The following is a 20,416-nucleotide window of genomic DNA, read 5'->3' as shown; positions in this document are numbered from 1 at the left end:
TGACGGAAGGATAGAGCGTGTTCTAGGCGCTCACCGCGATATCCGCAGACTGAATCCGCTTCACGCCGGCCTTGGCCATATCGGCCCAGGCTTTGGCGAGCGATCCCTGATTGTCGATGCCGCGGCAGGCGTCTTCCACCACATAGACCTCGAAGCCCGCCTTGCGCGCGTCGAGCGCGGTCCATGCGACGCAGAAATCCGTCGCGAGGCCGGCGACGAAGACGCGCTTGATCTTGCGCCCCTTGAGATAGCCGGCAAGCCCCGTCGAGGTCTTGCCGTCGGCTTCGAGGAAGGCCGAATAGCTGTCGACGTCCTTGTGAAAGCCTTTGCGGATGATCAGCTCGGCATGCGGGATCGCAAGGTCCTTCGAGAGCGAAGCACCGTCGGTGCCCTGCACGCAATGGTCGGGCCACAGCACCTGCTTGCCGTAGGGAAGATCGACGGTCTCGAACGGCTTCTTGCCGGAATGCACCGATGCAAACGAGACGTGGCCCGGCGTGTGCCAGTCCTGCGTCATCACCACATTCGCAAACGCTTTCGAGATCTTGTTGATGACGGGCACGACCTGCTCGCCCTCTTTCACCGCGAGGCTGCCGCCGGGCAGGAAGCAGTTCTGCACGTCGATCACGAGCAGCGCGGATGCATCGTCCGGCTTGATCGATGCGGCCGCAAACAGCGCGGTTGGCGCGAGAGTCGCGAGCGCCGTCGTTCCAAGCATTGCGAGGATTTGTCGTCGGTCCAGCATCGTTCGCCTCCCTTGGGATGGTCCAACGGGAGCAAAGCCTAGTTCCGTTCGTATACGAACAGAAGCCCGAAAATGCGGCCGGCATTGGTGAGGGGTTGGGCTACCCCTTCGGCTGGATCCCGTCGCGCACGGCGCGGAAGCGGGTGAAGGCGGCCGGCCACTGGTCGCGCGGGGCGCTGGCGACGATGCGCAGCGAGGCGCCGCCGGTCGAGAAGCGGATCCATTGCACCACGGTGACCGGGACCTTGTCCTTGCCGCTGACCCCGTCGATCCGGGTCTCGAAGCCCTGCTGGCCGTTGATGCGGATCGGCTCGGACATGGTGACGCGCGATTCGCGCACGCCGGGGATCTGCAGCGCCGCCTCCTGGGCGAAGCGGGCGCGGTCGTCGGCCTGTTGCGGCGTGGCGCCGATCAGGCCGAGGATCATGAACGGCTTCGACTCATAGCCGGAGCTCTCGTCGCCGTCGGCCAGGATGATGCTTGAGCCCGGCGCCAGCGTGCGAATGTCCTTGAATTCGGCAAGATCGGTGATCTTGAAAGGCATCAACCCGATCTGCTCCTCTGCCGAGACCTGCTTGCGGGTGGTGGCGCTCGCAAACATCTGCCGCACCGCCTCATCCGTGTAGATCTTGGTCGCGTTCTCCGGGACCTGCACCGCGACGTAGCCGGAGAAGCCGGCACCCGGCACGATCATCGAATAGCGCTTTACCGGCGTGTCGCCCGCCTTGCCGCTCTCGGTGGTGAAATAAGCGAGGCCTGCGGGCGTCTCGATCTTGTCCTGCTTGACGGCGCCTGTGCCGGCCGGATTGGAATTGAACGCGCTCACGACCTCGCCATAGGCGGCCGGGGGCAACTCGGTGATCAGCACCTTGACGTTGCCGTCCTCGCTCTCGAAGCCGGGAAAGGTCTTTGCCGTGGTGAGGCCGACCAGCGGCACCATGCCGAGGCGCAAGCCGGGTGGAAACACGGCGTCGGCGGCGAGGGCCGGAAACGCTGTTGCGGCGAGGAGGGCGAGCGCGGCGAGGGGACGGATCAGCTTCATGGGCACTCTGATTGGTTCACATTGAGGCCGTTCGATGGTCGGCGACCGGGCCGCTTTGTCGCGCGAAGCAGCCGTGGCGGCTGTCCGGGCCGGTTCGCCTTTTACCGGGTTTGGGCTTGCGGCAACAGGGCGGGCGAGCTTGCGGTAGCCGGGGCTTGCTGACGCCTGAACCTGTTAATAATTCCTCACCCGCAAGGGCGGTGCAGCCCGGATATCATCATCCAAAACCCAATGTTTTCACGGCAGAAACGTAGCTTCGGTCCTTGCGGGCCCCTGCCCCCCTCCTATATGAGCCTCGACCATCGCAATATCGCGAATGTTTGATCTTAGGGGGTTTCGGTCGGGTGCCTTCTGGGCCCAGCCAACCTGCCGCAAAAACAAGGATATCGGACCATGGGAAAGGTCATTGGGATCGATCTCGGCACCACGAATTCGTGCGTCGCCGTGATGGACGGCAAGAACGCCAAAGTCATCGAGAATTCCGAAGGCATGCGCACGACGCCTTCGATCGTCGCCGTGACGGACGACGGTGAGCGCCTCGTCGGCCAGCCGGCCAAGCGCCAGGCCGTCACCAATCCCGAGCGCACCTTCTTCGCAGTGAAGCGCCTCATCGGCCGCCGCTACGACGACCCGATGGTCGAGAAGGACAAGAAGCTCGTCCCTTACAAGATCGTGAAGGCTTCCAACGGCGACGCCTGGGTCGAGGCCGACGGCCAGACCTACTCGCCCTCGCAGGTCTCGGCGTTCATCCTGCAGAAGATGAAGGAGACCGCGGAAGCCCATCTCGGCCAGAAGGTCGATCAGGCCGTCATCACCGTTCCCGCCTACTTCAACGACGCCCAGCGCCAGGCGACCAAGGACGCCGGCAAGATCGCGGGCCTCGAAGTGCTGCGCATCATCAACGAGCCGACCGCGGCCGCGCTCGCCTATGGCCTCGACAAGACCAAGGCCGGCACGATCGCCGTGTACGATCTCGGCGGCGGCACCTTCGACATCTCCATTCTCGAAATCGGCGACGGCGTGTTCGAGGTGAAGTCGACCAACGGCGATACCTTCCTCGGCGGTGAAGACTTCGACATGCGTCTGGTCGGCTATCTCGCCGACGAATTCCAGAAGGAGCAGGGCATCAACCTGCGCAACGACAAGCTCGCGTTGCAGCGCCTGAAGGAAGCCGCCGAAAAGGCCAAGATCGAGCTATCCTCGACGACGCAGACCGAGATCAACCTGCCCTTCATCACCGCGGACCAGACCGGCCCGAAGCATCTGACGATGAAGCTGACCCGCGCCAAGTTCGAAGCGCTGGTCGACGATCTCGTCCAGAAGACCGTCGAGCCCTGCCGCAAGGCGATCAAGGACGCCGGCCTCACCGCCGGTGAGATCGGCGAAGTGGTTCTGGTCGGCGGCATGTCGCGCATGCCGAAGGTCCAGGAAGTCGTGAAGCAGCTGTTCGGCAAGGAGCCGCACAAGGGCGTCAACCCGGACGAGGTCGTGGCGATCGGCGCTGCGATCCAGGCCGGCGTGCTCCAGGGCGACGTCAAGGACGTGCTGCTGCTCGACGTCACCCCGCTGTCGCTGGGCATCGAGACGCTGGGCGGCGTGTTCACCCGCATCATCGAGCGCAACACCACGATCCCGACCAAGAAGAGCCAGGTGTTCTCGACCGCCGAGGACAGCCAGAACGCGGTGACCATCCGCGTCTTCCAGGGCGAGCGTGAAATGGCGGCCGACAACAAGATGCTCGGTCAGTTCGACCTGATGGGCATTCCGCCGGCTCCGCGCGGCATGCCGCAGATCGAGGTGACCTTCGACATCGACGCCAACGGCATCGTCAACGTGTCGGCCAAGGACAAGGCCACCGGCAAGGAGCAGCAGATCCGCATCCAGGCCTCCGGCGGCCTGTCGGAAGCCGACATCGAGAAGATGGTCAAGGACGCCGAGGCCAATGCCGAGGCGGACAAGAAGCGCCGCGAGGCCGTGACCGCCAAGAACGAGGCGGATGGTCTGGTGCATTCGACCGAGAAGGCTTTGGCCGAGCACGGTTCGAAGGTCGGCGAGACCGAGCGCCGCGCCATCGAGGATGCCGTCGGCGACCTCAAGGAAGCGCTGAAGGGCGACGATGCCGAGGCGATCAAGGCCAAGACCCAGACGCTGGCCCAGGCTTCGATGAAGCTCGGCGAGGCCATGTACACGCAGCAGGCCGAGGCCGACGCCAAGAAGGATGCGGCCAAGGACGACGTCGTCGACGCGGAGTTCACCGAAGTCGACGACGACAAGAACAACAAGAAGTCCGCCTGAACCCCGAGAGGGTCATGATGCGGGCGGCTTGGACCCCACACGCTCGACCGGCCTCCCCCTTCGCGGGGGAGGCCGCCGTGTCGGGAAGGCCGGGCAGGTCGCCCGTTACGATCGATCAATTCCCAGCCGTTATGCTGAAGGCCGCCACGCCCTCTGCCGCCAGGCAGAAGGCTGCCTATATCGCCGCGTGGCGACGTCGTTTCGCTTCGACTTGAATCGCGATTGGATAGACCGAGTCCCACATGTCCACGTCCACCAAACGCTGCTATTACGAAACCCTCGAAGTCGAACGCGATGCCGACGAATCCGTTCTGAAATCGTCGTTCCGCAAGCTTGCGATGAAGTTCCACCCGGACCGCAATCCCGGGGACGACACCAGCGAAGTCAAGTTCAAGGAAATCAACGAGGCCTACGAGGTCCTCAAGGACAAGGACAAGCGCGCCGCGTATGACCGCTATGGCCATGCCGCTTTCGAGCAGGGCGGCGGTGGCGCCGGCTTCGGTGCGGGCTTCGCCTCTTCCTTCTCCGACATTTTCGAAGATCTGTTCGGCATGGCCGGGCAGCGCGGCCGCGGTGGTCGCGAGCGCGGCGCCGACCTGCGCTACAACATGGAAATCACGCTCGAGGAAGCCTTCGGCGGCAAGACCGCGCAGATCGAGATTCCGGTCTCGGTCACCTGCGAGGCCTGCTCGGGCATCGGCGCCAAGGCCGGCACCAAGCCGAAGACCTGTTCGACCTGCGGTGGCGCCGGCCGCGTGCGGCAGTCGCAGGGCTTCTTCACGCTGGAGCGGACCTGTCCGGGCTGCCAGGGCCGCGGCCAGATGATCGAGGATGCCTGTCCGTCCTGCTCGGGCCAGGGCCGCGTCACCCGCGAGCGGAATCTTTCGGTCAACATTCCCCCGGGTGTCGAGGACGGCACGAGGATCAGGCTCGCCGGCGAGGGCGAGGCGGGGGTCCGCGGCGGTCCCCCCGGCGACCTCTACATCTTCCTGTCGTTGACCCAGCACCAGTTCTTCCAGCGCGACGGCGCCGATCTGCATTGCCGTGTCCCGATCTCGATGGTGACGGCCGCCCTCGGCGGCGAATTCGAGGTGCCGACCATCGAAAAGGGCAAGGCCAAGGTGAAGGTGCCGGCCGGGACCCAGTCGAACCGCCGATTCCGCATTGCATCAAAAGGCATGCCGGTATTGCGGTCGCGCCAGATGGGCGACATGTATGTTCAGGTCGTGGTCGAGACCCCGCAGAACCTCACCAAGAAACAGCAGGAATTGCTGGCCGAGTTCGAAAAGCTGTCAAGCGGCAACACTCAGCCGGAATCCGAGGGCTTCTTCGCCAAGGTCAAGGATTTCTTCGGTAATCGGGCGAGTTGACTCGGCTTGACCATGCCGCCTTCGGCCTATACGTCTTTATGACCATTTTCTGACACGCCGCGGTCCTGCGGTCCCGTCCGGTCCTGACATGCCATTGCCATCGTCCGCGCGTGCGTTGAAGAAGCCTCGTCTCGACGACGAGGTGCGCTTTCTCAGATCATGGATCGAAAAGCCCCTGCACATGGGCGCCGTGATGCCGTCCGGCAAGCTGCTGGCCCGGACCATGGCCCATTACGTCGATGTCGATTCGGACGCGCCCGTGGTCGAACTCGGACCCGGCACCGGCGCCATCACCTCGGCGCTGGTCGAGCGCGGTGTCGATCAGAAGCGTCTCGTCCTTGTCGAATACAATCCCGGTTTCTGCGCGCTGCTGCGCGACCGCTATCCGCAGGCCAAGGTGGTGCAGGGCGATGCCTATCGCCTGCGTGACACGCTCTGGAACGTCCTGAGCGCGCCGGCCTCCGCGGTCGTCTCCGGCCTGCCGCTGGTGACAAAACCGATGCTGACGCGGCTGCGGCTGATCCGCGACGCCTTCACGGCGCTGGCGCCGGGCGCTCCCTTCGTCCAGTTCACCTATGCGGTGGTGCCGCCGATCCCGAAATCGCTGCCCGGCGTGTCCACAGAGGCGTCGGAACGGATCTGGATGAACCTTCCGCCCGCCCGCGTCTGGGTGTATCGCAAGGACTAATTCCGCCGGCGTTTCCCTTTGCGCGGCGGCCTGGTTTCGCCGAACGCATGGAAGCGGATGTCCGCCCCCAAAATCCTGGTCATTCCCGGCTCGCTGCGCACCGGTTCGCACAATGCGAAACTGGCGGCGGTCGCCGCCTATGAATTCGCCCGGGCCGGCGTCGACGTCACCCGCATCTCGCTCGCCGATTTTCCGCTGCCGATCTATGACGGCGATCTCCAGGCCAAGTCCGGTGTGCCCAAGCAAGCGCTCAATCTCAAGCGCATGATCGGCGCCCATCACGGCGTGCTGCTGGTCTCGCCCGAATACAACGCCTCGGTGCCGCCGCTGCTCAAGAACGCGATCGACTGGGTCAGCCGCGTGCAGGATCCTCACGAGGCGCGCGGCGAGGTGTTCCGCAACCGGGCCTTTGCCCTCGCCGGCGCCTCGCAGAGCCGGCTCGGCGCGGCGCGTGCGCTGCAGGCGCTCAGGCTGATCCTGACCTCCTGCCAAGCCAACGTGATTGCCAGCCAGCTTACGCTCGCCTTTGCCGACCAGGCCTATGACGATATGGACAGGCTCAAGAACGAGGCCGACATCGCCGCGTTGAAGGAGATGGTGGCGCAGTTGATCGACATTTCCCAACGCATGATGTGAGTGACATGACGCCAGCCGAGATCGCCCCGAAAGACCGCCTGATCGTCGCGCTCGATCTGCCGAGCGTGGAGGCCGCCGAGGCGACCATCAATCGTCTCGGCGACAGCGTCACCTTCTACAAGATCGGCTACCGGCTCGCTTATGCCGGCGGATTGCCGCTGGTCGGCAAGCTCGCCGACAAGGGCAAGAAGGTCTTTCTCGATCTCAAGCTGCATGACATCGGCAACACCGTGATGCAGGGCGTCGAGAGCATCACCAGGCTTGGCGCCACCTTCCTCACCGTGCACGCCTATCCGCAGACCATGAAGGGCGCGGTCGAAGGCCGCGGCAATTCGAGCCTGAAGATCCTCGCCGTCACGGTGCTGACCTCCTACAACGAGGCCGATCTGCACGCGGCCGGCTATCGGCTCGGCGTCTCCGAGCTGGTCGAGGCGCGCGCGCAGCAGGCACAGGTGCTTGGCATCGACGGCCTCGTCTGCTCGCCGGAAGAGGTCGGCAATTTGCGCAAGATCGTCGGCCACCAGATGAGCCTCGTCACCCCCGGCATCCGGCCGGCAGGTTCGGCGACCGGTGACCAGAAGCGCATCATGACGCCCAGCCGAGCGATCACGGCTGGCGCCGATTATCTCGTCGTCGGGCGGCCGGTGCTGGAAGCCGCCGACCCCAAGGCAATCGCGGAGGCGATCCATGCCGAGATCGCCCAAGCGCTCGGTTAACAACTGACAACAGGGAGAAGAACAATGGCAAAAGGCTACTGGATCGGACGCGTCGACGTGAGCAGTGACGAGGGCTACAAGCCCTACGCCGTCGCCAACGGTCCGATCTTCAAGAAATGGGGCGGCCGTTTCGTCGTCCGCGCCGGCAAGTTCACCACCGTCGAAGGCGCCAGCCGCACCCGCAACGTCGTGATCGAATTCCCGGACTACGAGACCGCGATCGCCTGCTACAATTCGCCGGAATACCAGGCCAACATCAAGGTGCGCCAGCCGCACTCGATCGCCGACCTCATCATCATCGAGGGCTATGACGGCCCGCAGCCGTCGGACGGCTGAGGCACAGTCTCCGTCTCTCTTACCCTCCCCTGGAGGGGGAGGGGCGATCGCGCGTAGCGCGAGCGGGGTGGGGTGATCTCTCCCTACGGGCACTTTTAATTGCGGAGAGACTGTCACCCCACCCCGCTGTGCATTCCGCTTCGCTGCATGCCCAGCGACCCTCCCCCTCCAGGGGAGGGTAAGAGCACGCCTGCCACGCCTGATCTCCCCTCGGTTGCCGGAACTGCGCGCCCCCGCTACAACGGCCGTGAGAGGATCACACCATGTCCGACATGCGCCTGATTGTTGCTGGAGCCGGTGGCCGGATGGGCCGCGCGCTGGTGCGGGCGATTGGCGAGAGCAAAGGCGCGGTGCTGGCGGGCGCGCTGGAGATGCCGGGTTCGGAGCTGCTCGGCAAGGATGCCGGTGTGCTCGCGGGCCTGCCGGCCAACGGCATCAAGCTCTCTGCCGACCTCTGGGCGATGTCGAAGGAAGCCGACGGCATCCTCGATTTTACCGTGCCGGCGGCGACCATCGCCAACGTCGCGATCGCCGCGGAGCGGGGAATCGTCCACGTCGTTGGCACCACCGGATTGTCCGGCTCAGACAATGCCGTGATCAAGAGCGTCACCAACCGCGCCGTCGTGGTGCAGTCGGGCAATATGAGCCTGGGCGTCAATCTGCTGGCCGCGGTGGTCAAGCGCGTCGCCAAGGCGCTCGACCAGAATTTTGATATCGAGATCGTCGAGACCCATCATCGCATGAAGGTCGATGCGCCATCCGGCACTGCGCTGATGCTGGGGCAGGCCGCAGCGAGCGGTCGCGGCGTCACCCTCGATGAACATTCCGAACGCGGCCGTGACGGGATCACCGGCGCGCGCAGGCCGGGCAATATCGGATTCGCCTCGTTGCGCGGCGGCACCGTCGCCGGCGATCACAGCGTCACCTTCCTCGGCCCGTTCGAGCGCCTGACACTGACGCATCAGGCCGAGGATCGCATGCTGTTCGCCCATGGTGCGCTGAAGGCGGCGCTATGGGCGCACGGCAAGAAGCCGGGGCATTACTCCATGGCCGACGTGCTCGGCTTGTCTGATATTTGAACGAGCATGATCCGGAAAAGTGTGAAGCGGTTTTCCGACAAGATCATGCTCAAAACAATGAACCAGATGGAAAGCAGTCGATGAGTGAACGTCTCCTCGTGCTCGTGCGCCACGGCCAGAGCGAATGGAATCTGAAGAACCTGTTCACGGGCTGGAAGGATCCTGACCTCACCGAACTCGGCGTCAAGGAAGCCACCGAAGCGGGCCGCAAGCTGAAGGCGCAAGGGCTCCAGTTCGATGTTGCCTACACTTCGGTGCTCACACGCGCGCAGCACACGCTCGATCTCATTCTCGGCGAGCTCGGGCAGAAGGGCCTGCCGACGACGAAGAACCTCGCTCTGAACGAGCGCGACTACGGCGATCTCTCGGGTCTCAACAAGGACGATGCCCGCAAGAAATGGGGCGAGGACCAGGTGCTGATCTGGCGCCGCTCCTACGACGTGCCGCCGCCCGGCGGCGAAAGCCTGAAGGACACGCTGGCGCGGGCATTGCCGTATTACGTGCAGGAGATCCTGCCGGGCGTGCTCAACGGCAAGCGCACGCTGGTCGCCGCCCACGGCAATTCGCTGCGCGCGCTGATCATGGTGCTGGAAAAGCTCTCGCCGGAGGGCATCCTGAAGCGCGAGCTGGCGACGGGCGTGCCGATCATCTACCGCCTCAACGCGGATTCGACGGTGGCCTCGAAGCTGGATCTGGCGGGTTAAGCGAGATCTCGTAGGGTGGGCAAAGCGCAGCGTGCCCACGCCCTTTAGCGACTTGAGAGAGATCGTGGGCACGGCGCTTTGCGCCTTTGCCCACCCTACGACATCGGCCTTACTGCATCCCCAGCTGCCCGGCTTCCCAGCCCAGCATTGCCTGCTTCCGCGTGATGCCCCAGTGATAACCGGTGAGCGTGCCGCTCTTGCCGAGCGCGCGGTGGCACGGCACGACGAACGAGACCGGGTTCTTGCCGACCGCAGCACCAACGGCGCGCGAAGCCTTCGGGCTGTTGATGTTGCAGGCGATGTCGGAATAGGACACCGCGCGTCCCATCGGGATCTTGAGCAGCGTCTCCCATACCCGCACCTCGAAATCGGTGCCGATCATCACCACGCGCAGCGGCTGGTCCGGCCGCCACAGCCTGGTGTCGAAGATGCGCGCAGCGAGCGGCGCGGTGCCTTCGTGATCTTCGACATAGGTTGCGTTGGGCCAGCGCCGGGTCATGTCGGCGAGCGCGACCTTTTCGTCACCGTGATCGGCGAAGGCGAGGCCTGACAGGCCGCGATCGGTCGCGATCACGATCGCGGTGCCGAACGGCGAGGGGTGAAAGCCGTAACGCAAGGTGAGGCCGGCGCCACCGTTCTTCCATTCGCCCGGCGACATCGCTTCATGGGTCACGAAGAGATCGTGCAGCCGGCCGGGGCCCGACAGCCCGGAGTCGAGCGCGGCGTCGAGGATGCTCGCGGAGTCCCGCAGCAATCCCTTGGCGTGATCGAGGGTGAGCGCCTGCATGAAAGCCTTCGGCGTGATCGAGGCCCAGCGGCGGAACAGATGGTGCAGCTCATCCGGCGTGACCCCGGCGGCATCCGCCATCGCCTCGATGGTCGGTTGCGCGCGCCAGTTCTCCGAAATGAAGGCGATCGCCCGGCGCACCGAATCATAATCGCGCAACGCGGCGTTCTGGGGGCCCGGCTTGGTCAGGCGCTGGTCATGTATGGCGAGTGTCATCATGACCGGAAATGTAGGGGAGGGACGGCTCGGAAACCACCCGATTCCCGACTGCGCTCACGTCACCGGATTGTAGGTCGGGCCGCGTCGGGCGGCATTCAGGGCGCTAACCAAGGCTTTGTAGAAACTCGCCTTTTCCTCAGGCCCGAGAAAGCCGGCGATGTGCAGCCGGTGCCTGCGCGAGATCAGATAGAGGTGCTCGATGCCGTATTCCTCGTCGACCTCCTGGTCGAGCCGGACCCAGAGCGGATTGAACGTCCACTCCGAGACCTGGCCGCGATGGCTGACGCGCCGCACCCGCAGCTCCGAGGCGGTGATCACGATCTCCTCGCTGGCCCGCGCCGCGCGGAAATTGGCCTTGAAGGCCCACCAGATCACGAGAACGTCGAGGCCGAAGAAACCGAACACCGGCCAGGCCCCCATCATCAGGAAGACGAGACCCGTGACGAAGCTGACCACGCTCAGGAACAGCATCACGGCGAGGAAGCCGGCGCGGTTCAGCGAGCGATGCGGCGTCAGCAGCGCGGAGAAGATCTGCACGTCGCGCGGATCAGGATCGCTGCGCTCAATTTCGTTGCCTGTGCTCATCGTCCCTCAGTATATCCCGATCATGGCGAAAATCACCCGCAAGCCGGCTCCGCGCAAGGCGAATGTGCCGAAGAAGAAGGCAAAGGCTGAAGTCGCGAAGCCCAACGCGCCCGCCAGGAAGCCGCTCAAGGCGATGAAGCGCTGGACGCCCGCCGAGGTCCACGAAGCCTTCAGCCGCTTTCGCAAGGCAAATCCTGAGCCGAAGGGCGAGCTCGAGCACGTCAATCCGTTCACGCTGCTGGTCGCCGTGGTGCTGTCGGCGCAGGCGACCGACGCCGGCGTCAACAAGGCGACGCGCGCGCTGTTCGAGGTCGCCGACACCCCGCAGAAGATGCTCGATCTCGGCGAGGAGCCGTTACGCGAATACATCAAGACCATCGGCCTCTACCGCACCAAGGCCAGGAACGTGATCGCGCTGTCGGCCAAGCTGCTCAGCGAATTCGGCGGCGAGGTTCCGCGCACGCGCGCCGAGATCGAGTCGCTGCCCGGCGCCGGCCGCAAGACCGCCAACGTCTTGCTCAACATGGCCTTCGGCGAGCACACCATGGCGGTCGACACGCATGTCTTCCGCGTCGGCAACCGTACCGGGCTGGCGCCGGGCAAGACGCCGCTGGAGGTCGAGCTCGGCCTCGAAAAGGTGATCCCTGCCGAATTCATGCTGCATGCCCACCATTGGCTGATCCTGCACGGCCGCTATACTTGCCTCGCGCGCAAGCCGCGCTGCGAAGTTTGCCTGATCAACGATCTCTGCCGGTGGCCGGAGAAGACGGTGTGACGGCGGTGAGAGCAGAGCGTCTTGAGGGGATGTCGTGAGTCAACAGGAACAAGTCCCGTCCCCGGCTGCCGCCGCAACGCCGGCCCCGTCCTCGAAGCCGACGCAGCGGCCGGCCGCCTCGCTGTGGAGCCGGTTCGCAATTCCGCTGTTCGCGGTGATCGTCGCGCTCGGCTTCGTCGCGCTGGCGACGCTGCGGTTCGACGAATGGGTCGGCAATGCCGTGATCCAGACCACCAATGATGCCTATGTGCGCGCCGAGCTGACGCGGCTGTCGAGCCGCGTCTCGGGCGAAGTTCTGACCGTCGCCGTCACCGACTTCCAGCGCGTCAAGACCGGTGATCTCCTGATCCAGATCGATCCCGCCGATTACGAGGCCCAGGTCGCCCAGGCCGACGCCAATGTCGCCGCCGCGCAGGCGACCCTCGACAATCTCGCCAACCAGATCGAGCTGCAATATGCGACGATCGCGCAGGCGCAGGCGGCGCGGCTTTCCGCGGAAGCCATGGAGGTCGAGGCGCGGCAGGAGCAGGAGCGCCAGCAATCGCTGTCGCAGACCGAATCCGGCACGCGGCAGAGGTTCGAGCAGGCCGTCGCGGCCTACGCCAAGGCGCAGGCCGACGTGCGCGCGAGCCGCGCCGTGATCGCGGCCCAGCAACACCAGCTCGAGGTCCTGCAAGGCACCCGGAAGCAGCGCGCCGCCGACGTCGCGGCGGCCAAGGCGACGCTGGCGGGCGCCAAGCTCAAGCTCGGCTACACCAAGATCACGGCGCCGTTCGACGGCGTCGTCGGCGAACGCCAGGTGCAGCCCGGCGACTACGTCAATATCGGCACCAACCTCATCAACGTGGTGCCGCTGCCGCAGGTCTATGTGATCGCCAACTACAAGGAGACCCAGCTCACGCACGTGGCGCCGGGGCAGAAGGTCGAGATCACCGTCGACAGTTTCCCGCGCGAGACGCTGCGCGGCAAGGTCGAGCGCATCGCGCCGGCGACGGGCTCGCAGGTGGCGCTGCTGCCGCCTGACAACGCCACCGGCAATTTCACCAAGGTGGTGCAGCGCATCCCCGTGCGCATCCAGTTCGACGACGGCCAGCCGCTGCTGGCGCGGCTGGTGCCGGGCATGTCGGTCGTCACCCGCATCGACACCCGGGACGGCAATGGCGGAAAATGACGACGCCGATCGCGGACCGCTCTCGCGCGGCAGCGTCGCGCCGCAGCCGCTGTTCGCCGTGGCGGCGGTGCTGCTCGGCTCGTTTCTCGCTAATTTCGACAGCCGGCTGACCACGGTCGGTCTGCCTGATCTGCGCGGCGCGTTCTCGCTCTCGTTCGATGAGGGCGCCTGGCTCTCCACCGCCGGCATCGGCTCGCAGATCTTCATCGCGCCGGCGGTGGCCTGGCTTGCGACGGTGTTCGGGCTGCGGCGCGTGCTTGGCATTCCGAGCCTGGCCTATGCGCTGATCTCGCTGGTCATCCCGTTCGTGCACGACTATCCGACGCTGCTCACGCTCAGCGTCGTGCACGGCCTTTTGCTCGGCACCTTCGTGCCGGCGACGCTGATGATCGTGTTCCGCAATTTGCCGATCCGCTGGTGGCTGCCGGCGATCTCGATCTATTCGATCCGCGTCGGTTTCGCCTTGGACACCTCGAGCTCGCTGGTCGGCTTCTATGTCGAGCATCTCGGCTGGCAATGGCTGTACTGGCAGGGTGTGGTGATCGCGCCGTTGATGGGCCTGATGGTCTATCTCGGGACGCCGAACGAACCCGTGAACCGCGCGCTGCTGCGCGAGGCCGATTGGGGCGGCATGCTGCTGCTCGGCGCAGGCGTCGCGATGATCTATGCCGGGCTCGATCAGGGCAACCGGCTGGACTGGCTCGGCTCGGGGACGGTGATGGCGCTGCTCGCCGGTGGCGCGGCGCTGCTCGCGGCCTTCCTGATCAACGAGTCGCTGGTGCGTCAGCCCTGGGCGCATGTGAACGTGCTGTTCTCGCGCAATATCGGCCTGGGACTCGTCCTGATCCTGCTCTACACGTTGACGAGCCTGTCCAACGCCTCGCTGGTGCCGAACTTCCTGGCCACCATCACCCAGCTCAGGCCCGAGCAGAGCGGCATGCTGCTGCTCACCTATGGCGCGCTGCCGATGTTCGTGCTGGTGCCGTTCTCGATCTGGCTGCTGCGGCATTTCGATCCGCGGACCGCGGTGATCGCTGGATTCGCCTGCTTCGCCGCCGCCAATCTCTGGGGCACGCAGCTCACCCATGACTGGGCGCGCGAGGACTTCATCGGCATCGTGCTGCTGCAGGCGATCGGGCAGGCGCTGACCCTGCTGCCGCTGATCATCACGCTGCTGTCGAACTCAGATCCGAGCCGCGCCACCTCGTTCGCCGCCTACATCCAGATCATGCGGCTCGGCGGTGCCGAAATCGGCGTGGCGCTGATGGGGACGTGGCTGCGCGTGCGCGAGCAGGTCCATTCCTTCTATCTCGGCCAGAACCTCGGCGTCGGCGATCTTGATGTGGTCGGTATTCTGAAGCAGCTCACCGATCAGTTCGCCGCCCATGGGACAGGATCGGCGCAGGCCCGCGCGGTCGGAACGCTCGCCGGCTTCGTGCAGCGCGAGGCCAATGTGCTCGCCTATATCGACGGCTTCTGGCTTTGCTTCTGGCTTGCGGTGGCCGCCCTCGGCGTCATCGCACTGATCACCCGCGCGCCGCCCGGTCCGTTCACGCCGGCGCCGTTCGGCTTCGCCAAGACGGTGCTGCGGAAGTGCGGCATGCAAGTAACGTAGAGCGCGTCACCGCATCTGCCGCGCCGGCTCGATCAGCTCGGGCCGCGGGCCTGACAACCGCTTGTGCATGTGGACCATGAAGGCCATGGCAAAAATCGGAGTCGCCAGATTGACGATCGGAATCGAGACGAAGGCGGCGATGAACAGGCCGGCGGTGAAGATGGTGGCGGCATTGTCGCGCCGCATCGCCTTGGCTTCCTCCGGCGAACGGAAGCGCATCGCGGCGAGCTCGAAATATTCCCGGCCGAGCAGCCAGGCGGCGGCGAGGAAGAACACCAGGAAGCCGGCGCCGGCAAACAACACCAGCGGCAGCGCGATCAGATAGACCAGGATGGTCAGGAGCGCGGTCTTGATGCCCTCGAAGATCGCCTGGCTGAACGGCAGCGCGAGGCCCGGCTGCTCGGCGGGATAATGCTCGCGCTCGACGATGTCGGCGACGTCGTCGACGAACAGGCTCGCCACCAGCGAGGTGATTGCGGGCATCAGGAACACGCCGCCGAACACGACGCCGAGGCCCGCCGCGATCGAGACGATCCAGGACAAGACCTCGATGGACGTGTGCCAGCCCGGCCCAAGCAGGCCTTCCAGCCAGACCTCACCGGAGGTCGCAAACCAGCTCAGCAGCCGCTGCAGGCCGATCGCCAGCACGGTGATCAGCACGAGCGCTAGCCCGATCGACCGCCACAGGATCGAGCGCATCGGCGGCGAGATCATTTGCGACAGCGTCTTGATGGCGGCATCCAGCATGGGGACCCTCTCAGGTAAACACTTCGCGAGAGGTAGACACCGATTGCGGCTTCGGCAAGGGAGGGTGTTAGCCTGCCGTCGCCGGCAAACGCGGTGCGAGCTTTTGCTTACCCTCTCCTGGAGGGGGAGGGTCGGCTCACATTGAGCGTAGCGAAATGTGAGACGGGGTGGGGTGATCTCTCCCCACGGGCACTGCTCGACGCGGAGAGACCGTCACCCCACCCCAGCTCGCGCTGCGCGCGATCGACCCTCCCCCTCCAGGGGAGGGTAAGAACCGCTACTCTCTCCTAAGCCAACACTACCCGTGCCGGTGCCCGTGCTTGCGCGCTTTGGCCGGCCTGCCCTCGCCGGTCGGGATCATCACCACGCGGCCGTAGCGGACGCCGCGTTCGGCGATGATGTGGTCGGCGAAATGCTTGACCTCGTCCGCCGACCCCTTCAGCGCCGTCATCTCCATGCAATTGTTGTCATCGAGATGGACGTGCAGGGTCGCCAGCGCGAGGTCGTGATGGCCGTGAAATTCCTGCACCAGCCGTTTCGACAGATCGCGCGCGGCGTGGTCGTAGACATAGACGAGGCCGGCGACGCATTGGCCGGTTTGCGCGGTGTCCTCGGTGCTCTGCTGCAGGCCAGCGCGGGCGAGATCGCGGATGATCTCGGATCGGTTCTGATAGCCGCGCGCTTCCGCCGCGGCGTCGATCTCCGCCAGCAGATCGTCCTCGATCGTGATCGTAATTCGCTGCATCAGATCCCCTTCGTGCGTCTCGCCTGTGTCCCGTGAACCGTAGCCCGGATGGAGCGAAGCGCAATCCGGGACGGTGCCAATATGCGGGCAAGACCCCGGATTTCACTTGCGCTCCGTCCGGGCTACGCCGTGTCGTTACAGCCGCGTCGCGCGCAGCCGCAGGGCGTTCCCGACCACGCTCACCGAGGACAGCGCCATCGCGGCCGCGGCGACGATCGGCGAGAGCAGCAGGCCGAAGGCGGGATAGAGGATGCCCGCCGCGATCGGGATGCCCGCGGCATTGTAGATGAAGGCAAAAAACAGGTTTTGCCGGATGTTGCTCATCGTCGCCTGCGACAGCTTTCGCGCCCGGACGATGCCGACGAGATCGCCCTTGAGCAGGGTCACGCCGGCGCTCTCCATCGCCACGTCGGTGCCGGTGCCCATGGCGATGCCGACTTCGGCGGCGGCCAGCGCCGGTGCGTCGTTGACGCCGTCGCCGGCCATCGCGACGATGCGGCCGGCCTTTTGCAGCTTCGAGACCACCGCGCTCTTCTGATCCGGCAGCACCTCGGCCTCGACATCGGCGATGCCGAGCCGGCGTGCCACGGCCTCCGCCGTGGTCCGGTTGTCGCCGGTCAGCATGATCACCTTGATGCCTTCGGCCGCGAGCGCCTTCAGCGCCTCCGGGGTCGAAGCCTTGACCGGATCGGCGATCGCGAACAGGCCGGCGAGCCGGCCGTCGACGGCCATGTTGATCACGGTGGCCCCGTCCTGGCGCAGCCGTTCGGCCTCGGCGTGGAGTGTCGTCGTGTCGATCCCGAGCGAGGCGAGATATCCGGCATTGCCGAGCGCGATGGTCTTGCCGTCGACCTTGCCGGTCGCGCCCTTGCCGGTCGGCGAGTCGAACTGCTCGACCTGACCGAGCGCAAGCTGCTTCTCCTTGGCCGCGCGCATGATCGCGTCAGCCAGGGGATGCTCGCTGGCGCGCTCGACGCTGGCCGCAAGCCGGAGGATGTCGTCTTCCACAAAACCTGACGCCGGCACGATCGAGACCACCTTGGGCTTGCCCTCGGTCAGCGTTCCGGTCTTGTCGACCACCAGCGTGTCGATCTTCTCCATCCGCTCCAGCGCCTCGGCGTTCTTGATCAGCACGCCCGCTTGCGCGCCGCGGCCGACGCCGACCATGATCGACATCGGGGTCGCGAGGCCCAGTGCGCAGGGGCAGGCGATGATCAGCACGCTGACGGCGGCAACGAGGCCGAAGGCCAGCCGCGGCTCCGGTCCGAACCAGGCCCAGGCGCCGAAAGCGGCGATCGCGACGGCGATGACGGTGGGCACGAACCAGCCCGCGACCTGATCGGCCAGCCGCTGGATTGGCGCACGCGAGCGCTGCGCGTCCGCAACCATCTGCACGATCTGCGACAGCAGCGTCTCGCGACCGACCTTGTCGGCGCGCATGATGAAGCTGCCGGACTGGTTCAGCGTGCCGGCAATGACCTTGGCGCCGGTCTCCTTGGTAACAGGCATGGACTCGCCGGTGACCAGGGATTCGTCGAGCGAGGAGCGTCCTTCCAGGATGCTCCCGTCGACCGGCACCTTCTCGCCGGGGCGAACGCGCAAGCGGTCGCCGGCGTGAAGCGTGTCGATCTCGACCTCGTGCTCGCTGCCGTCATGCTCGACGCGGCGCGCGGTCTTGGGCGCGAGCTGCAACAGCGCCTTGATCGCGCCGGACGTCGCATCGCGGGCACGCAGCTCCAGCACCTGGCCGAGCAGCACCAACACGGTGATGACCGCAGCCGCCTCGAAATAGACGGCAACCGCACCTCCATGGCCGCGGAAATCGGCAGGAAAAACCTGCGGCGCGACGGTGCCGATGATGCTGTAGACATAGGCCACCCCGGTGCCCATCGCGATCAGCGTGAACATGTTGAGGTTGCGCGTCAGCAGCGATTGCCAGCCGCGAACGAAGAACGGCCAGCCGGCCCACAGCACGACCGGTGTGGCGAAGGCGAGCTGGATCCAGTTCGACAGGGTAGGATCGATCCAGTTGTGCGGACCGGCGAGATGGCCGCCCATCTCCAGCACCACGGCCGGTAACGCGAGCGCGCCGCCGATCCAGAACCGCCGCATCATGTCGGCGAGTTCCGGGTTGGGACCGGTGTCGAGGCTCGCCATCTCGGGCTCCAGCGCCATGCCGCAGATCGGGCAGCTGCCGGGGCCGACCTGACGGATCTCCGGATGCATCGGGCAGGTGTAGATCGTGCCCGCCGGCATTTCGGGTTCGGGCGCCTTCTCTTTCGCGAGATATTTGGCGGGATCGGCCGCGAACTTGGTGCGGCAGCCGGCCGAGCAGAAATGGAAGGTCTCGCCGTGATGTGTGAAGCGGTGCTTCGAGGTCGCAGGATCGACGCTCATGCCGCAGACGGGGTCTTTGACCTTGGTCGCGGTGTCACCGTGATCATGAGAGTGGCCGGAATGATCGCCGTGTCCGCCGCAGCAGGAGGAGGCCGCGGGCTTGGCGGCTGGCGTCGCCATGTGACTCGAACAGCCGCATCCGGCGTGAGCGGTTGCGTCGTGGTGATGCCCGTGTTCGGGATTGTTCATTGTCCTGCTCCAGCGGTGCCCAGGTCTTGCAACCCATACCCGGTAGGGGTATATAGACGCCATGCGCAAGGACATCAAGGCATCCGTCGGAAAACGTCTCGGCCGGATCGAGGGCCAGGTTCGCGGTCTCTCGAAAATGGTAGAGGAAGACCGCTACTGCATCGACATCGTGACGCAGATCTCGGCGGTGCGTGCCGCGCTGCGCCGGGTCGAGGAGGAGGTCCTCAAGGACCACGTCGCCCATTGCGTCGAGCACGCGATATCGAGCGGCGACAAGGCCGACCAGCGCGCGAAGATCGCGGAGTTGATGGCGGTGATCGGACGGGCGGAGCGGTAGATCGGTATTCCGCCGTCATTGCGAGCGCAGCGAAGCAATCCAGAATCTTTCGCGGAGGGATTCTGGATCGCTTCGTCGTTCCGCTCCTCGCAATGACGGTTGTGGAAGCGTGATCGCACCGCGCTACAGCGAGATTTACGCCGCGATCTCGTACATGTCTCCGCGGCGCCTTGCGCGGTACGTCGCAAGTTCGCTCAGCTGCACGAAATGCTCGGAGAAGGCGGCGCTCGCCTCCGCAACGCACGCGCTCATTTGCTCAGCCGGAATCTCAGACGGCGCCTCTTCGTCAACCGCTTCAGGAACGAGCGGCGGCGCCATGAACGTTTCTGGAAACACACCGAATGAGCCCGCTACCTCCTCGAGCGGCTTCTGCTTGTCGGCCCAGTGCAGCGCGGTGTAGTCGAACCCGTGCACGATGGTGGGTTTGACGACTTCGAAATAGGGCGAGATATCGAAGTCGCGGGGCATGTAGAGCGAGGAATCGCGGATATGCAGGATTTCGCGGCGGGCGGCGCGGCTGCCGGCCTTGGTGATCTTCGGCAGGATCGGGTAACGCACGGCATCGAACGCCTGCGCGATCAGCGCCGAGCAGATGATCTTGGTCGGATCGCCCGAGCCGATCGCGATCATGCGCCGCCGCCAGCGCTGCGGCACCGGCAGCGGGAACAGGAAGCGCATGAGGTCGACGATGTTCTTGGTGTCGTAGCCGAAGCCGATGCGGTTGATCGCATAGCGGCAGACCGTGGTGCGGTCCTCATAGGACAGCCCGACCGGACGGCAGACGCGGGTGTGATAGGGGAAATATTTCGACAGCGGCGCGGAGGTGACGCCTTCGCCGATATTGGCCTCGATCAGCACGTGGGGCTCACCGTCGGGCTCTTCGGCGCCCTCGACCGGGCCGACATAAAGCGCAGCATGCGACCAGGTCGACTGCGTGAGATATTTGATGATGCCGGAGATGCGGTTGTTGCCCTCGACCAGCAGCACGTCGCCGGGTTCGATGACGCCGCGCAGGTGCTCCGGGTCGCTCGGCGTGAACGGCTCGTAGCCCGGCACCTCCTTTGAGAGGTACGCGGCAATCAGCTTGCCGACTGAATCCAGGACCGTCCCCATTTCCAACTCCCCCCACGGCCTTTTGCGGCCGTCTTTTTCCCTTCTCTATCATGGTCTAAACCTGTTGCAATTCGGTTCATCACTCCGTGACATCAAGCACGATTGATTCACCATGATGGTTGCCG

The 20,416-nt window shown here is 65.3% G+C and carries 20 protein-coding genes; 12 read left to right on the top strand and 8 right to left on the bottom strand.

Annotated features, from left to right (window positions below; translation table 11 throughout):
- Nucleotides 1–22: 22 nt before the first annotated feature.
- Nucleotides 23–745, bottom strand: coding sequence for a bifunctional nicotinamidase/pyrazinamidase (gene pncA, locus CIT40_RS00805; protein WP_094894105.1), 723 nt, complete (start codon nucleotides 743–745; stop codon nucleotides 23–25).
- 100 nt (nucleotides 746–845) lie between these two features.
- A complete protein-coding gene (locus CIT40_RS00800; RefSeq protein ID WP_162307802.1) occupies nucleotides 846–1,787 on the bottom strand; it encodes a hypothetical protein in 942 nt (313 codons plus the stop codon).
- 393 nt (nucleotides 1,788–2,180) lie between these two features.
- Here CIT40_RS00800 and dnaK point away from each other — a divergent pair, with 393 nt between their 5' ends.
- The 8 genes from dnaK to CIT40_RS00760 all read left to right on the top strand — a co-directional run bounded on the left by dnaK (nucleotide 2,181) and on the right by CIT40_RS00760 (nucleotide 9,611).
- Nucleotides 2,181–4,082, top strand: coding sequence for a molecular chaperone DnaK (dnaK, locus tag CIT40_RS00795; RefSeq protein ID WP_094894107.1), 1,902 nt, complete (start codon nucleotides 2,181–2,183; stop codon nucleotides 4,080–4,082).
- A gap of 242 nt (nucleotides 4,083–4,324) precedes the next feature.
- A complete protein-coding gene (gene dnaJ, locus CIT40_RS00790) occupies nucleotides 4,325–5,452 on the top strand; it encodes a molecular chaperone DnaJ (protein ID WP_094894108.1) in 1,128 nt (375 codons plus the stop codon).
- Nucleotides 5,453–5,540: 88 nt separating this feature from the next.
- Nucleotides 5,541–6,140: a class I SAM-dependent methyltransferase gene (locus tag CIT40_RS00785; RefSeq protein ID WP_027534962.1), complete on the top strand. Its 600-nt coding sequence runs from the start codon at nucleotides 5,541–5,543 to the stop codon at nucleotides 6,138–6,140.
- A gap of 57 nt (nucleotides 6,141–6,197) precedes the next feature.
- Nucleotides 6,198–6,776, top strand: a complete 579-nt coding sequence (locus tag CIT40_RS00780) for an NADPH-dependent FMN reductase (protein ID WP_094894651.1) — start codon at nucleotides 6,198–6,200, stop codon at nucleotides 6,774–6,776.
- A gap of 5 nt (nucleotides 6,777–6,781) precedes the next feature.
- Complete coding sequence (pyrF, locus tag CIT40_RS00775; protein WP_094894109.1) at nucleotides 6,782–7,492, top strand: orotidine-5'-phosphate decarboxylase; 711 nt, start codon at nucleotides 6,782–6,784, stop codon at nucleotides 7,490–7,492.
- Between the two features lie 24 nt (nucleotides 7,493–7,516).
- Nucleotides 7,517–7,828, top strand: coding sequence for a DUF1330 domain-containing protein (locus CIT40_RS00770; RefSeq protein ID WP_094894110.1), 312 nt, complete (start codon nucleotides 7,517–7,519; stop codon nucleotides 7,826–7,828).
- A gap of 263 nt (nucleotides 7,829–8,091) precedes the next feature.
- Nucleotides 8,092–8,907, top strand: a complete 816-nt coding sequence (gene dapB, locus CIT40_RS00765) for a 4-hydroxy-tetrahydrodipicolinate reductase (protein WP_094894111.1) — start codon at nucleotides 8,092–8,094, stop codon at nucleotides 8,905–8,907.
- Between the two features lie 80 nt (nucleotides 8,908–8,987).
- Nucleotides 8,988–9,611, top strand: a complete 624-nt coding sequence (locus tag CIT40_RS00760) for a 2,3-bisphosphoglycerate-dependent phosphoglycerate mutase (RefSeq protein WP_094894112.1) — start codon at nucleotides 8,988–8,990, stop codon at nucleotides 9,609–9,611.
- A gap of 109 nt (nucleotides 9,612–9,720) precedes the next feature.
- On the opposite strand, the gene CIT40_RS00755 is transcribed toward CIT40_RS00760, so the two are convergent.
- The gene (locus CIT40_RS00755) at nucleotides 9,721–10,617 is read right to left on the bottom strand and encodes a methylated-DNA--[protein]-cysteine S-methyltransferase (protein ID WP_094894113.1); all 897 of its coding nucleotides are present in this window, start codon (nucleotides 10,615–10,617) and stop codon (nucleotides 9,721–9,723) included.
- A gap of 54 nt (nucleotides 10,618–10,671) precedes the next feature.
- Nucleotides 10,672–11,202 carry a DUF2244 domain-containing protein gene (locus tag CIT40_RS00750; RefSeq protein WP_094894114.1) on the bottom strand — a complete coding sequence of 177 codons (531 nt, stop codon included), beginning with the start codon at nucleotides 11,200–11,202 and terminating at the stop codon, nucleotides 10,672–10,674.
- Between the two features lie 22 nt (nucleotides 11,203–11,224).
- Here CIT40_RS00750 and nth point away from each other — a divergent pair, with 22 nt between their 5' ends.
- The 3 genes from nth to CIT40_RS00735 are packed head-to-tail and all read left to right on the top strand — an operon-like array spanning nucleotide 11,225 to nucleotide 14,763.
- Nucleotides 11,225–11,977, top strand: coding sequence for an endonuclease III (gene nth / locus CIT40_RS00745; protein ID WP_162307801.1), 753 nt, complete (start codon nucleotides 11,225–11,227; stop codon nucleotides 11,975–11,977).
- A 34-nt stretch (nucleotides 11,978–12,011) separates the two neighbouring features.
- A complete protein-coding gene (locus CIT40_RS00740; protein ID WP_094894115.1) occupies nucleotides 12,012–13,148 on the top strand; it encodes an HlyD family secretion protein in 1,137 nt (378 codons plus the stop codon).
- Entirely contained in the window at nucleotides 13,135–14,763 is a 1,629-nt protein-coding gene (locus tag CIT40_RS00735) for an MFS transporter (protein WP_094894117.1), read from the top strand. Before CIT40_RS00740 ends, CIT40_RS00735 begins: the two co-directional genes overlap by 14 nt.
- A 6-nt stretch (nucleotides 14,764–14,769) precedes the next feature.
- Here CIT40_RS00735 and CIT40_RS00730 read toward each other — a convergent pair whose 3' ends face one another.
- The 3 genes from CIT40_RS00730 to CIT40_RS00720 form a co-directional block, all read right to left on the bottom strand.
- Nucleotides 14,770–15,510: a sulfate transporter family protein gene (locus CIT40_RS00730; RefSeq protein ID WP_094894118.1), complete on the bottom strand. Its 741-nt coding sequence runs from the start codon at nucleotides 15,508–15,510 to the stop codon at nucleotides 14,770–14,772.
- Between the two features lie 298 nt (nucleotides 15,511–15,808).
- On the bottom strand, nucleotides 15,809–16,255 hold the full coding sequence (nikR, locus tag CIT40_RS00725) for a nickel-responsive transcriptional regulator NikR (RefSeq protein ID WP_094894119.1): 447 nt from the start codon (nucleotides 16,253–16,255) through the stop codon (nucleotides 15,809–15,811).
- A 135-nt stretch (nucleotides 16,256–16,390) separates the two neighbouring features.
- Entirely contained in the window at nucleotides 16,391–18,841 is a 2,451-nt protein-coding gene (locus tag CIT40_RS00720; protein ID WP_094894120.1) for a heavy metal translocating P-type ATPase, read from the bottom strand.
- A gap of 61 nt (nucleotides 18,842–18,902) precedes the next feature.
- Between CIT40_RS00720 and CIT40_RS00715 the strand changes: the two genes are divergently transcribed.
- Complete coding sequence (locus tag CIT40_RS00715; protein ID WP_018645028.1) at nucleotides 18,903–19,178, top strand: metal-sensitive transcriptional regulator; 276 nt, start codon at nucleotides 18,903–18,905, stop codon at nucleotides 19,176–19,178.
- A gap of 135 nt (nucleotides 19,179–19,313) precedes the next feature.
- On the opposite strand, the gene CIT40_RS00710 is transcribed toward CIT40_RS00715, so the two are convergent.
- A complete protein-coding gene (locus CIT40_RS00710; protein ID WP_094894121.1) occupies nucleotides 19,314–20,291 on the bottom strand; it encodes a YiiX/YebB-like N1pC/P60 family cysteine hydrolase in 978 nt (325 codons plus the stop codon).
- Between the last annotated feature and the right edge of the window lie 125 nt (nucleotides 20,292–20,416).

Source organism: Bradyrhizobium amphicarpaeae (genome assembly GCF_002266435.3).
In the GTDB taxonomy this organism is placed as follows: Bacteria; Pseudomonadota; Alphaproteobacteria; order Rhizobiales; family Xanthobacteraceae; genus Bradyrhizobium; species Bradyrhizobium amphicarpaeae.
This window is presented reverse-complemented; position numbering and strand designations above follow the sequence as displayed.

Excerpts from the sequence above, each read along its gene's own strand:
- pncA (WP_094894105.1), bottom strand. The coding sequence starts at position 745 with ATGCTGGACCGACGACAAATCCTCGCAATGCTTGGAACGACGGCGCTC.
- CIT40_RS00800 (WP_162307802.1), bottom strand. The coding sequence starts at position 1,787 with ATGAAGCTGATCCGTCCCCTCGCCGCGCTCGCCCTCCTCGCCGCAACA.
- dnaK (WP_094894107.1), top strand. The coding sequence starts at position 2,181 with ATGGGAAAGGTCATTGGGATCGATCTCGGCACCACGAATTCGTGCGTC.
- dnaJ (WP_094894108.1), top strand. The coding sequence starts at position 4,325 with ATGTCCACGTCCACCAAACGCTGCTATTACGAAACCCTCGAAGTCGAA.
- CIT40_RS00785 (WP_027534962.1), top strand. The coding sequence starts at position 5,541 with ATGCCATTGCCATCGTCCGCGCGTGCGTTGAAGAAGCCTCGTCTCGAC.
- CIT40_RS00780 (WP_094894651.1), top strand. The coding sequence starts at position 6,198 with ATGTCCGCCCCCAAAATCCTGGTCATTCCCGGCTCGCTGCGCACCGGT.
- pyrF (WP_094894109.1), top strand. The coding sequence starts at position 6,782 with ATGACGCCAGCCGAGATCGCCCCGAAAGACCGCCTGATCGTCGCGCTC.
- CIT40_RS00770 (WP_094894110.1), top strand. The coding sequence starts at position 7,517 with ATGGCAAAAGGCTACTGGATCGGACGCGTCGACGTGAGCAGTGACGAG.
- dapB (WP_094894111.1), top strand. The coding sequence starts at position 8,092 with ATGTCCGACATGCGCCTGATTGTTGCTGGAGCCGGTGGCCGGATGGGC.
- CIT40_RS00760 (WP_094894112.1), top strand. The coding sequence starts at position 8,988 with ATGAGTGAACGTCTCCTCGTGCTCGTGCGCCACGGCCAGAGCGAATGG.
- CIT40_RS00755 (WP_094894113.1), bottom strand. The coding sequence starts at position 10,617 with ATGATGACACTCGCCATACATGACCAGCGCCTGACCAAGCCGGGCCCC.
- CIT40_RS00750 (WP_094894114.1), bottom strand. The coding sequence starts at position 11,202 with ATGAGCACAGGCAACGAAATTGAGCGCAGCGATCCTGATCCGCGCGAC.
- nth (WP_162307801.1), top strand. The coding sequence starts at position 11,225 with ATGGCGAAAATCACCCGCAAGCCGGCTCCGCGCAAGGCGAATGTGCCG.
- CIT40_RS00735 (WP_094894117.1), top strand. The coding sequence starts at position 13,135 with ATGGCGGAAAATGACGACGCCGATCGCGGACCGCTCTCGCGCGGCAGC.
- CIT40_RS00730 (WP_094894118.1), bottom strand. The coding sequence starts at position 15,510 with ATGCTGGATGCCGCCATCAAGACGCTGTCGCAAATGATCTCGCCGCCG.
- nikR (WP_094894119.1), bottom strand. The coding sequence starts at position 16,255 with ATGCAGCGAATTACGATCACGATCGAGGACGATCTGCTGGCGGAGATC.
- CIT40_RS00720 (WP_094894120.1), bottom strand. The coding sequence starts at position 18,841 with ATGAACAATCCCGAACACGGGCATCACCACGACGCAACCGCTCACGCC.
- CIT40_RS00715 (WP_018645028.1), top strand. The coding sequence starts at position 18,903 with ATGCGCAAGGACATCAAGGCATCCGTCGGAAAACGTCTCGGCCGGATC.
- CIT40_RS00710 (WP_094894121.1), bottom strand. The coding sequence starts at position 20,291 with ATGGGGACGGTCCTGGATTCAGTCGGCAAGCTGATTGCCGCGTACCTC.